11 protein-coding genes are annotated in these 11,189 nt (G+C 71.7%); 3 read left to right on the top strand and 8 right to left on the bottom strand.

Annotation, left to right across the window (positions count from 1 at the left end; all coding sequences use genetic code 11):
- The 3 genes from GTW67_RS00420 to GTW67_RS00410 form a co-directional block, all read right to left on the bottom strand.
- On the bottom strand, positions 1-447 hold a 447-nt coding region (locus GTW67_RS00420), incomplete at its 3' end, for a 4'-phosphopantetheinyl transferase family protein (protein WP_524539731.1).
- A complete protein-coding gene (locus GTW67_RS00415; RefSeq protein ID WP_346010523.1) occupies positions 444-1,709 on the bottom strand; it encodes an MFS transporter in 1,266 nt (421 codons plus the stop codon). The genes GTW67_RS00415 and GTW67_RS00420, both read right to left, overlap by 4 nt.
- Positions 1,706-2,623 carry an alpha/beta hydrolase gene (locus GTW67_RS00410; RefSeq protein ID WP_161162780.1) on the bottom strand — a complete coding sequence of 306 codons (918 nt, stop codon included), beginning with the start codon at positions 2,621-2,623 and terminating at the stop codon, positions 1,706-1,708. Before GTW67_RS00410 ends, GTW67_RS00415 begins: the two co-directional genes overlap by 4 nt.
- Before the next feature lie 441 nt (positions 2,624-3,064).
- Here GTW67_RS00410 and GTW67_RS00405 point away from each other — a divergent pair, with 441 nt between their 5' ends.
- The 3 genes from GTW67_RS00405 (at position 3,065) to GTW67_RS00395 (ending at position 5,051) form a co-directional block, all read left to right on the top strand.
- Positions 3,065-3,613 (top strand): DUF1062 domain-containing protein, encoded by a 549-nt coding sequence (locus GTW67_RS00405; RefSeq protein ID WP_161162779.1) that lies wholly within the window; start codon positions 3,065-3,067, stop codon positions 3,611-3,613.
- An 81-nt stretch (positions 3,614-3,694) separates the two neighbouring features.
- Complete coding sequence (locus GTW67_RS00400; protein WP_161162778.1) at positions 3,695-4,468, top strand: hypothetical protein; 774 nt, start codon at positions 3,695-3,697, stop codon at positions 4,466-4,468.
- 97 nt (positions 4,469-4,565) lie between these two features.
- Positions 4,566-5,051 carry an excalibur calcium-binding domain-containing protein gene (locus tag GTW67_RS00395; protein ID WP_161162777.1) on the top strand — a complete coding sequence of 162 codons (486 nt, stop codon included), beginning with the start codon at positions 4,566-4,568 and terminating at the stop codon, positions 5,049-5,051.
- 19 nt (positions 5,052-5,070) lie between these two features.
- Here the strand turns inward: GTW67_RS00395 and GTW67_RS00390 are convergent, their stop codons facing one another.
- The 5 genes from GTW67_RS00390 to GTW67_RS00370 form a co-directional block, all read right to left on the bottom strand.
- Positions 5,071-6,675, bottom strand: coding sequence for an alpha-amylase family glycosyl hydrolase (locus GTW67_RS00390; protein ID WP_161162776.1), 1,605 nt, complete (start codon positions 6,673-6,675; stop codon positions 5,071-5,073).
- 100 nt (positions 6,676-6,775) lie between these two features.
- On the bottom strand, positions 6,776-7,651 hold the full coding sequence (locus GTW67_RS00385; protein ID WP_161162775.1) for a carbohydrate ABC transporter permease: 876 nt from the start codon (positions 7,649-7,651) through the stop codon (positions 6,776-6,778).
- Positions 7,652-7,667: 16 nt separating this feature from the next.
- Positions 7,668-8,627, bottom strand: a complete 960-nt coding sequence (locus GTW67_RS00380) for a carbohydrate ABC transporter permease (RefSeq protein WP_161162774.1) — start codon at positions 8,625-8,627, stop codon at positions 7,668-7,670.
- Between the two features lie 121 nt (positions 8,628-8,748).
- Entirely contained in the window at positions 8,749-10,164 is a 1,416-nt protein-coding gene (locus tag GTW67_RS00375) for an extracellular solute-binding protein (RefSeq protein ID WP_161162773.1), read from the bottom strand.
- Positions 10,165-10,340: 176 nt separating this feature from the next.
- Positions 10,341-11,189: substrate-binding domain-containing protein (locus tag GTW67_RS00370; RefSeq protein WP_161162772.1), on the bottom strand; the 849-nt coding region annotated here is incomplete at its 5' end.

The following is an 11,189-nucleotide window of genomic DNA, read 5'->3' as shown; positions in this document are numbered from 1 at the left end:
TCCGGTGAACCGGCCCAGCTCGTCCCGCTCCGCCGGGTGCAGGCGTGGCAGGCATGCCTCCACGGTGCCGAGCGGGCAGATCCGCTGGACGTCGACGCCCACGGGGCGTGCGGCGACGGCGACGGCGACGAGGCCGTGGCTGTGCGAGAGCGAGAACCAGGGCAGCGGGGCGTCGCGCAGCACCGGGCGGCCGTGGGGCCGCTCACGGGCGAGGCGGATGTCGGCGGGGGCCTGGCCGGTGTAGCGGGCGAGGACGGTACGCAGCGCCACGTGCGCCCGCACGTACCGCCCCCGTCCGGCCGGGGTGGGGAAGCTCCGGGCACGATGCCGCTCGGCGGCGTCGAGGATGCCGTACGCCGAGGAGACCTCGGGGGACGGTGCCTCGGGCAGCAGCCAGAGGTCCACGACGCCCTCCCCCGGCAGGTCGTCCGCGTCCGGGCTCCTCACGGTCGCGCCCGCTGCTCCTCGGCCGGGAGTACCGGCCACGCGTCGGGCTCCCGCGCCTCGCCGCGGCTGCCGACGGCCAGCGCCACGGCGCCCGCGACGAGCGTGACCAGCCCGCCGGTCAGGAACCCGGCCCGGGCTCCCCCGTGTTCCATGATCCGGCCCAGCAGCAGGGCGCCCAACGGCGTCGACCCCTGGAGGATCAGGGTGTACAGGGCGAGGACCCGGCCGCGGAACTCGGGCGCGCTGCCCAGCTGGATGCGGTGGTTGGCGGCCTGCACGAAGTAGATCGACGCGCCGCCGGTCAGGAACAGCACGACGACCGCCACCGGGTACGAGGAGGCCCGGCCCACGCCCGCCTCCAGGACCCCGAACACCACGGCCGAACCGGCCACCAGACGCGCCGAGGGCCGGGTGCGGCGGCCGGTCGCCACCAGCGCCGCCGCCAGCGAGCCCGCCGCGAACACCGCGGTCAGCAGCCCGAAGGACGAGGCGTCGGCGTGGTACACCGACTTCGCCAGCAGGGGCAGCGTCAGCTGGAAGTTGAGGCCGAACAGCGCCACGGCCGCGAGCAGCGCCATCGGCACCAGGAGATCGCGGCGTTCCCGTACGTGCCGCAGGCCGTCCACGATCCGCGCCCGGTCGCCGCCACGCGGCCCGCGCCGCAGCTCGGCGGCGCTCATCAGGCGCAGCCCGACGACCGTCCCGACGTAGCTGACGGCGTTCACGAGCATGACCCAGCCGATGCCGACGGCCGTGATGAGCAGCCCGGACAGGGCGGGGCCGGCGATGCGGGCCACGTTGAAGTAGGCGGCGCTCAGGGCCGAGGCGTTGGGCAGCAGCTCGGGCCCGACGAGTTCGCCGACGAAGGCCATGCGGGTCGGCACCTCGACGGCGTTGACGACTCCCAGGGCGCAGGCGAAGACGTAGACGTGCCACAGCCGGGCGCCGTCCGTCAGCACGAGCAGGGCGAGCGGCAGGGCGAGGGCCCCGGAGACGACGTTCGTGAGGGTCAGCAGCGCGCGCTTGTCGTGGCGGTCCGCGAGCCGCCCGCCGTACAGCGTGAGCAGCAGCAGCGGCGTGAACTGGAGGGCGGTCACCGTGGCCAGGGCGCTCGCGGAGTCGTCGGTCAGGCCGAGGACGAGCCAGTCCTGGGCGACGACCATCATCCAGGTGCCGGCCACCGACACGACCTGGCCGAGGGCGAAGAGCCGGAAGTTGCGTACGCGCAGCGCGCGGAAGGGGCCGGTCGCGCCGGCGCTCACGGGAGCCCGTCCCCGAGGGCGCCGGCCGCTTCCCGGCACTCCTCCAGGAACGCGAGGGCCCGCAGGTGATAGGCGCGTGCCGCCCAGCCGAGGCTGACGTTGTGTCCGGCCCTGGGCAGCCGGTCGACGACGACTCTCGGCGCCGCCGTCAGCGCGGCGGTCAGGTCGGCCACGTCGTCCGGGCCGTGCCGCCACCACGCCTCGTGCTCGGCGAACGTGAACCGGACGGGCACGCGCACCCGGGGCAGGACGTCCGCGCACCCGCCCGCAGCCCAGTCCCCCACCGAGTCCGCCTCCCGCCGGGGCATCGGGGCGACGACGGACTCACTGGCGCGGAAGGTGCCCGACGGGTAGAGGCCCAGGGGGCCCCAGTTCAGCCGCCGCAGCGCGACCCCGGCGCGCTGCCCGGCCCGTTCGGGCGGGACGGCGAGGCGGTGTCCGACGCCGGAGACCTCCACGCCGAGCAGGGCGGCGGGCGGCCGGTGGGCGGCCAGGGTGAGCGCCAGCTTGCCGCCCAGGGAGTGTCCGAGCAGCAGGACGCCGCCGGTCCCGGGGTGCCGGGCGGTGAATTCCTCGACCGCGGCCGCCACGGGGCCGGCCTGTTCGGTCACGGTCAGGCCGTCGGCCCTGCGCCGGGCGTGCGGTCCGTATCCCGGCCGGTCCAGGGCGAGCACCGTGTAGCCGAGCCGGGGTCCCAGGGTCAGCAGGGACACGTCCGGGTGGGCCTGGCCGTCGAAGTAGCCGGCGTTCATGCCGCCGCCGTGCAGCGCGACGACGAGGGCACGCGAGGGGCCGTGCGACGGCTCGCCGAGCAGTCCCGTCACGGGTACGGACCCGTCGGTCAGTGTGATGCGCCGTACCCCCGGCGAGGGGCCGGCCGAAGGGGGCGCCGCGGCGACGGTCCCGGGCAACATGCCAGTCGGCGTGCCGGTCGGCGCCTGCGTCGCGCAGGGGGCCGTGGGGTGCGGGTGCGCCATCCTCAGTCCCCGTTCTCCTCGCGTCGGCCGGACGCCGGCCCTCGGTCGTCCATGGTCCGTTCGGCGTACCGGAGGGATCAAGGCCGGCCGTTGCAGGACTCCGTCAAGTCGGCAAGGTCCGCTCCAGGACTCTTCAAAGACTGCGCCACCCGGGCCCGGGGCGCACGGCCGAGGCCCCTGGACGACCGAGCGGGCCGTGAAAACCGGTGGAGCGGCGCCCTCGCGTGCCACTACCGTGCGCCGGAGCCGTGTCGCCCAGGTGAGGGACGTTCCGTTGTACACCGTGTGAGACCCCCCGAGCGCTGATTCGTCGCGCGTCGCACCTGTGCGACGTGCTCCTTTCTGCTGCGGTCCTCACACGGAAACCGGTGTACTTCTGTGCTCAACCATTGGGTTGTCATGCCCACCCGCCTGCCTCTCGTCCTCCGGCGCTGCCACGCGTGCGCGGCCGGGTACTTCCGGGCGGACGGAAAGTTCCGCGTCAACGCCCACCACAAGCTCCTCGACGCCTGGCTCCTCGTGCTCTGCACCTCGTGCGGGGAGACGGCGAAGCTCACGGTCCTGGAACGGACGCAGGTGCGTTCCCTACGGCCCGAGCTGCTCGACCGGATGCACGCCAACGACATCGGCCTGGCAGCCGAGTTGCTCCAGGACCCGGTCCTGCGGCGCCGCAATCGTGTCGCCCTCGACTGGGACGGCGCCTGGCGGCTCGACACCGGCGGACCGGGGCACCTCGACAGCGAGGCGATGGACGTCTCGGTCGGCTTCGCGGCGCGGATACCCGTCCGTCCGGTGCGGCTGATCGCCGAGGGCTGCGGCCTGTCCAGGGCCGAGGTCGAGAGGCTGATCGCGGAGGGAAGCCTCGTGTCGGCCGTCCGACTGAACGGCAAGCTCTCCGACGACTTCACCTTCACCCTCAAGCGCTGAGTCCTGCTCGGCGCGCGGGCCCTTGTCCGGCGCTTGGTGCCGGACAAGGGCCCGGCCCGACCGGCCGTCTAATCTGGCCGGATGACGCATACGGGGGACTTCCGGGTCGGTGACGTGCTGTCGGTGTCCTGCCCCTTCACACCGACGCACGTCGTACGGGGCCTGAAGGGGGGCCACGTCTCGGTGCGATGGCCGTGGTGGGACATCGACACCGACAGCGACCTCATCCACTGGAACGGTTGTGTCGCGCTCGGTGTGGACGGCGACGAGAGTGCCGACGCCGAGATGGCGACGGAGATCTTCCGGACCGACCCGCCGCCCGAGGAGCTGGAGGCCGGGGATGTCTGCCGGGTCGGAGTGCCACCGACCGTGGTCCATGTGACGTCCGTCGACCGCCACGACCCCCCGCTGGAGACGGGCTGGCTGCCGCGCCCCCGTCTGAGCGTCACCGTGCTGCGCCGCGGCCTGTCCTACCGCGAGTATCCGGACGACAGCCAGCTCAACGGCTCCGGGTACACCGTGCACCCGGGCGACGGGACCCCTTTCACGTTCGACCTCCTGATGCGGCCGTACGCGGCTCTCCGGCCGGGCGACGAGGTCGCCGACGCCGCCGGCCGGGCATGGCTCTTCGACGGCCCCTGGGAGTGGACCCCCTTCGACGGAGACCCGGCCGGTCCGGGCCCCGAGTGGCCGCTTGAGCTGCTGACCCGCGCGGGCACCCCGTGTTCCGCCGACGACGCGGCCGAGGTCGCCGCGAGCACGGCGACGGGTTCACATCAGGAGACGGTCCGCGCCTGGATGTCGCTCACCGGCGCCTCGCCCCTGCCGGCGGCGTGGATCGAACGTACGCACTGACGCAGTCGCCTCCACCACCCCGCCCAGCACTCCGACTTCACATTTCCTTCACCTTCCCGCTACCGTCAGCGTTTCAACGTTCAACCAGGGGGGCGAAGTGACCAACCCGTACACACCATCCGCAGCAGGCCGGCCCGCACCGAAGTGGGCGCGGAAGCGCTATGTGGGCCCGGCGCTGGCCCTCGCGTTCTTCGTCGGCATCGCTGCCGGCGCCGGCGAGGACGGCAACACGAGCACCACCGACGCCAAGCCGGTCGCCGCCTCGCCCCAGCCCACCGTCACCGTCACCACCGCCCCCACGGCGACCGCCACCGCGACGCCGGCGCCGGCGCCGACCGTCACCGAGACCCGGGAGGTGGAGGTCGAGGTCACCAAGACCGTCACCGCCGAGCCGGAGACCGACTACGGCAGCGGCGTCGGGAGCGGGGACAGCGCCGACACCGGCGAGGCCGAGGGCAGCGTCTACTACGCGAACTGTGCCGCCGCCCGCGCCGCCGGTGCCGCGCCCGTGCACCGCGGCGAGCCCGGTTACGCCTCCCACCTCGACCGCGACGGCGACGGCACCGGCTGCGACCGGGGCTGACCAGGGCCGCGGCGCGACGTCAGGTGCGCAGCCACGCCGTCGTGTCGCGTGGCAGGCTGCCGTCGGGGTCGAGCGGGTCGCTGGACAGCAGTACCCGGTCGTGCGGCGGCAGCGTGGCCGGCGCGTCGGAGAGGTTGACCACGCAGACCAGGCCGTCCGTGCGGGCGAAGGCGAGGACGCCGTCCCCGGCCGGCAGCCACGTCAGGGGGCCGTCGCCGAAGCCCCGGCCCGCCCGGCGCATCGCCAGGGCCTCGCGGTACAGCGTGAGCATCGACTCCGGGTCGCCGAGCTGTCGTTCGACGGCGTACTCGGACCAGTCCCGGGGCTGCGGAAGCCACGGCTCGGTCGTCGAACCGAAGCCCCACCAGGGCGGGTCGGCCGTCCACGGCAGCGGCACCCGGCAGCCGTCGCGCCCCGGATCGGTGCCGCCGGAGCGGAAGTGCATCGGGTCCTGGATGCGGTCCAGGGGGATGTCGGCTTCCGGCAGGCCCAGTTCCTCGCCCTGGTAGAGGTAGACCGAGCCGGGCAGGGCCAGGGTCAGCAGGGCGGCGGCGCGTGCCCTGCGCGTGCCGAGCGCCAGGTCGGTCGGGGTGCCGAACGCCTTGGCCGCGAAGTCGAAGCCGGTGTCGGCGCGGCCGTAGCGGGTGACGGTCCGGGTGACGTCGTGGTTGGCGAGGACCCAGGTGGCGGGGGCGCCGACGGGAGCGTGCTCGGCGAGGGTCGAGTCGATGGCGGCGCGCAGGCGGTCCGGGTCCCACGGGCAGGTGAGGAAGTTGAAGTTGAAGGCGGTGTGCAGTTCGTCGGGGCGCAGATAGCGGGCGAAGCGCTCCGCGTCGGGCAGCCAGACCTCGCCGACGAACACGCCGCCGTACTCGTCGGCGATCGCCCGCCAGGCGCGGTAGATGTCGTGGATCTCGTCCTGGTCGATGTACGGGTGGGGGTCGACGCCCTCCTCGAAGTCGGCGAGCGCCGGGTCCTTCACGAGCAGGGCGGCGGAGTCGATGCGTACGCCGGCGACGCCCCGGCCGAACCAGAAGCGGAGGATGTCCTCGTGCTCGCGGCGGACGTCGGGGTGGGCCCAGTTCAGGTCGGGCTGCTCGGGGGTGAACAGGTGCAGGTACCACTCGCCGTCCGGCACGCGCGTCCAGGTCCGGCCGGAGAACTGCGACGGCCAGTCGTTGGGCGGTAGTTCGCCGTTCGCGCCCCGGCCCGGCCGGAAGTGGAAGCGCTCCCGTTCCGGGCTGCCGGGGCCGGCGGCGAGGGCGGCGCGGAACCAGGCGTGCTGGTCGGAGACGTGGTTGGGGACGATGTCGACGATGACGCGGATGCCGAGTTCGGCGGCCTCGGCGATCAGCTTCTCGGCGTCCTCCAGGGTGCCGAACGCGGGGTCGATGGTGCGGTAGTCGGCCACGTCGTAGCCGCCGTCGACCAGCGGGGAGGCGTACCAGGGGGTGAACCACACGGCGTCGATGCCGAGACCCGCGAGGTAGGGCAGTCTCGCCCGGACGCCCGCGAGGTCCCCGGTGCCGTCGCCGTCGCCGTCGGCGAAGCTGCGTGGGTACACCTGGTAGATGACGGCGTCCCGCCACCAGTCGTCGGTGCGGGGCGGAAGAGGGGCTGCCACGGGTGCGGTCCTTTCGGGCAGGGTGGGTCTTCGCCGCCGGCCCGGAAGCGGGGCGTCGGACGGGCCGGCGGCGAAGGCTTGGGAGAGGGCGGGGGCTGGATCAGCCCTTGAGTCCGCCGGCGGTGAGGCCGCTCATGATGTTGCGCTGGAACATCAGGAAGATCAGCAGCGTCGGCAGTGAGGCGATGGTGAGCGCGGCGATCAGCACGTTCACCGGTACGCCGTTGGAGAGCGAGTAGATGCCGACGTTCAGCGTCTGCATGGCCGGGTCGGGCAGGGTGAGCATCGGCCAGAGGAAGTCCTTCCAGACCCCGACGATCGCGAAGATGGAGACCACGCCGAGGATCGGGCGGGAGATCGGCAGCACGATCGACCGGAGGGTGCGCATCGGGCTCGCGCCGTCCATGGCGGCCGCGTCGAGCAGTTCCTTGGGGATGGAGTCGAAGAACCGCTTCAGCAGGAAGATGTTGAACGCATTCGTCACCGACGGCAGCCAGATGGCCCAGGGCGTGTTGAGCAGGTTGCGTTCGACGACGGGCACGTCCAGCACGGTGAGGTACTGGGGGACGACGAGGACGGTCGCGGGGATCATCAGCGTCGCCAGCATCGCGCCGAGGACGACCTTGCCGAAGACGGGGCGAAGCTTGGACAGGGAGTACGCCGCGGCCACGTCGAGGACGAGCTGGAAGGCCAGGGCGCCGAACGCGTAGTACAGGGTGTTGAACAGCAGCCTGGCCAGGTCCATGACCTCCCAGGCCTTGGTGTAGTTGTCCGGTGCGAAGGAGCCGGGGACCAGCGTCGGCGGGGTCTGGACGACCTCCTGCGTGTCCTTGAAGCCGCTGGAGACCATCCAGTACAGGGGGCCGAGGAACACCAGGGTGAAGCCGGCGACGACGACGGCGAACGTCACCCAGTAGACGGCCTTGCCGCGGGGCCTGGCGAGCTGGGCCGGTGAGATGAGCGTGCGTGTGGACATGCTGGGGCTCCGGTTCCTACTCGTTCTCGGCGCGGTTGAGCTTGACGTATGCCGCCGAGAACCCGGCGAGGATGACGAGCAGGAGCAGCCCCAGGGCCGCCGCGGCACCGTAGTCGTTGAAGTTGAAGGCGTACTGGTAGATGAGGTACACGACCGTGGTGGTGGAGCCCTCGGGGCCGGCGCCGCCGGTGAGCAGGAAGGGCTCGACGAAGACCTGCATGGTGGAGATGACCTGCATCAGCAGCATCAGGGACAGGATGAGCCGCGTCTGCGGGATGGTGACGTGCCAGATCTTGCGGAGCACCCCGGCCCCGTCCAGTTCCGCCGCCTCGTAGAGCTCGCCGGGGATTCCCTGGAGGGCGGCGAGGTAGATGAGGGCGGCGCCTCCCATGTTCATCCAGGTGGAGGCGAGGACGATGGAGAGCATCGAGGTGTCCGGGTCCTGGAGCCACTGCTGCTCGGGCAGGCCGAAGAAGCCGAACAGTTCGTTGAGCAGTCCGTACCCGGGGTCGTAGAGGTACTTGAACAGCAGGACCGACGCGACGGGCGGCAGCATCACCGGCAGGTAGACGAGCAGCCTGAGGTATCCCTTGCCGTGCCGGAACTCGTTGATCACGACGGCGACGACGAACGGCACGGCGAAGCCGAACACCAGGGCGAGGACGGTGAACAGCAGGGTGTTGCGCCACGCCTGCCAGAACGCCGGGTCGTTGAAGACGGTGGTGAGGTTGTCCAGCCCCACCCAGCTGACCTCACCGTGGTCCGTCTTCTGGAAGGCGAGGAAGAACTCGCGGATCATCGGGTACCACGAGAACACGGCGAAGCAGAGCACCGCGCCGATCAGGAATCCGTGGGCCGTGAGGTTGCGCCGCAGGCTCTTGGCGAGGCGGCCGCCTGGCGGCGCGGGGTCCGCCGGACGCGGCGGGGTCCGGCGGTGACTGGCCGCCTTGCTCGGGGTCACGCTGGGGGCCGACATCGTCGCTCCTTGACGCTGGTCTGCCGGGGCGGCGCCCCGGATGCCACAGAGGGTCCGGTCCGTGCCGCCCGGGGGCGGCGGTGTCCGGCGGGGCGGTCGCCGCCGCCCCGCCGGGAGGGGCTCACTGGTGCGCGAGGACCTGGTTGACCTGGCTCTCGGCCGTGTCCAGCAGCTTGGCGACGTCGGCGTCCTCGTTGGTGAGGACTGCGGACATCACGTTGTCGAGGACCTTGTAGATCTCCTGGGCCTTCGGCGGCTCGGCCTTGCCCTGGACCGGGTTGTCCATGAAGGTCTTGAAGTTGGCGACCGGCATGGTGGCGTGCTCGACGCGGGCCGCGTCGTCCTTCGTCTTCGACTCGTTCAGCCAGAAGTTGGGCTGCGGCAGACCGACGGGCAGCTTGTCGGTCTTCTTGCGGGCCCAGTCGAACTGCCCCTTGCCGACGGTGAGGTTCTCGAAGTTCAGCCAGGCGACGGCCGCCTTGACCTTGTCGGCGGAGATCCCCTTCTTGACCATGTAGTTGTTTCCGCCGGCCAGGGTGTTCTTCTCGCCGGGGATCGGGCCCATGCCGAAGTTCTCGTAGTCCGCGCCGAGTTGCTGGACCATGTACGTGATGTCGTCGGGGGCGGCGAGGAACATGCCGAGCTTGTCGGTGGCTATCTGCTTCTGGAGGTCGCCCCACTGGAGGAGCTGGGTCTTGCCCATGCTGTCGTCCTCCCAGCGCATGGCGTGGAGGTTCTCGGCGACCTGCTTGCCCAGTTCGTTGTTGAACGCCGCCTTCTTGCCGCTCGCGTCGACGATGTCGCCGCCGAGGCTGTACATCTGGGCGGTGAAGTGCCAGCCGCCGGTGTTGCCCGCGCTGTACTCGCCGAAGCCGGCGATGCCGTCGCCCAGGCCGGCGATCTTCTTGGCGGCGGCACGGACCTCGTCCCAGGTGCGCGGCGGGGCGTCCGGGTCGAGGCCGGCCTGCTGGAAGAGCTTGCGGTTGATCAGCAGGCCCATCGTGTAGTTGCTGGTGGGCAGGCCGTAGAGCTTGTTCTCGTGCTTGAGCGAGCCGAGGACGTTCGGGTCGATGTCCTTGAGCGCCGGGACGCTCTTGTCGTTGACGTACGCGGTGATGTCCTCGGCGCCGTCGTTGTCCAGCACCTGGGGCAGGTCGGTGAAGTACGTGTAGAAGACGTCGGGCTGCGACTTGGCCTTGAGCATCGCCGTGAAGCGCGGCGGCTCCAGACACTGGCCGGGGGTGGAGCGGCCCTCGACGGTGACGTTCGGGTAGATCTTGTTGAACTCCTCGACGTCCTCCTTCCACTCCTTCAGCTCGGCCGCCTTCGCCGCCGGCGGCATGCAGTCGATGGTGATCGTCACCTTCGTCTTCGGGTCCAGCGGCGCGGCCGGGTCGGAGGACCCGCTGCCGCTGCCTTCGGAACCGCCGTCGTCGCTGCTGCTCGTGCCGCAGGCGGCCAGAGCGGTCAGGGTGAGAGCGGAGACGAGCGTGATGACGCCGGCACGACGAGTACGGCGGAACCGAGCACTTCTCATGGGTGGTCCCCTTCGGGCATGAACGTGGAAGGCGCCCCACCGCCGATGCGTTGTGGGGCGCCGCTCACTCAACCACCACGTACAAGTGAACGCAATATCTCGCGCTGATTTCGTAATTGTTTGACAGTCGCTCGGGATGCCGGGACAGGAGTGGCGTTCGATCGGACAAATGACTGTCAGGCGCCCGCCACCAGATCCGCGGCGGCCGGGACGGTCGCGGCCCGCAGCCCGGCCACCTGCGCGGTCGACGCGCGAACGACGAGTTCCGGTTCGAACAGCAGCTCGCTGTGCGGGACGTCGCCGCCCTGGATCCGGGTGGTCAGCAGCTCGACCGCGGCACGCCCCATAGCCTCGATGGGCTGGCGCACGGTGGTCAGCGGCGGCTCGGTGCACGTCATGAAGGCGGAGTCGTCGTACCCCACCACGGACACATCCTCCGGCACCCTCAGGCCCCGCCTGCGGGCGGCCCGGACCGCGCCGAGGGCCAGGGGGTCGCTGGCGCAGACGATGCCCGTCACCCCCGCGTCCAGCAGCCGCGAGGCGGCCGCCTGACCGCCCTCCAGGGAGAACATCGACCGCTGCACGAACGCGTCGGCCAGGTGGCCGCCGGCGGCCTCGGCGGCCGCCCTGAGCCGGCGGCGGGAGGGGATGTGGTCGGAGGGGCCGAGCACCAGCCCGATCCGCTCGTGGCCGAGCGAGACCAGATGGCGCCAGGACTGCTCGGTCGCCACCGCGTCGTCGCACGCGACGCTCGGGAAGTCGAGGCCCTCGATCGCCGCGTTCATCAGGACGACGGGGATACGGCGCTGGGCCAGCAGCCGGTAGTGCTCGTGCGGCGCGTCCGCCTGTGCGAACAGCCCGCCCGCGAAGATCACGCCGGACACCTGCTGCTGGAGCAGCAGCTCGACGTAGTCGGCCTCGGAAACGCCGCCCTTCGTCTGGGTGCACAGCACCGGCGTCAGCCCCTGCTGCGCCAGCGCGCTGCCGATGACCTCGGCGAACGCCGGGAAGATCGGGTTCTGGAA

The sequence above is a fragment of the Streptomyces sp. SID5910 genome (assembly GCF_009862125.1).
Taxonomy (GTDB): Bacteria; Actinomycetota; Actinomycetes; order Streptomycetales; family Streptomycetaceae; genus Streptomyces.
Note: the sequence above shows the minus strand (reverse complement) of the source record. Positions and strands in the feature narration are given on the sequence as shown.